Source organism: Pseudomonas sp. ITEM 17296, assembly GCF_028895205.1.
Lineage (GTDB): Bacteria > Pseudomonadota > Gammaproteobacteria > Pseudomonadales > Pseudomonadaceae > Aquipseudomonas > Aquipseudomonas kermanshahensis.
The window spans coordinates 1-364 of record NZ_WJRS01000095.1; the positions used below are offsets into that span (position 1 = coordinate 1).

Consider the following 364-nt stretch of genomic DNA (forward strand, 5'->3'; position numbering starts at 1 on the left):
GGTCAGCTGCACGGTGAGGTCCTGGTCCAGGGCCTCTTTGATGCTGATGGTGAAGGTCGGTTTTTCGTTCTCGAAGACCGAGGTCTGGTTGGCAACGATGCTCAGTTCGACTTTGTCGCCCTGGTTGTTGCTGCCTGGGGTGCCTACGCCGGGTTCGTCGTTGACCGTGGTGGTGGCCGGAGCCTTGTCCAGGGTCAGGTTTTCGAACTTGCTGGCGCCCGCGCCGCCTACCGATTGCAGGGTCTGGCTGACCGAGCTTTGGCCGATGTAGACGTTATCCGGTGCAGCGACGGTGGCCGTACCGACGGTGCCATTGGCCGGCACGGTGATGACGGTTTTGCCGTCGCTCAGCGTGAAGGTCAGA

The 364-nt window shown here is 61.8% G+C and carries 1 protein-coding gene; it reads right to left on the minus strand.

What is annotated here, in order from left to right; all coding sequences use genetic code 11:
- The coding region (locus tag GIB19_RS28205) for an immunoglobulin-like domain-containing protein (protein WP_274888870.1) at positions 1-364 on the minus strand (364 nt) is incomplete at both ends.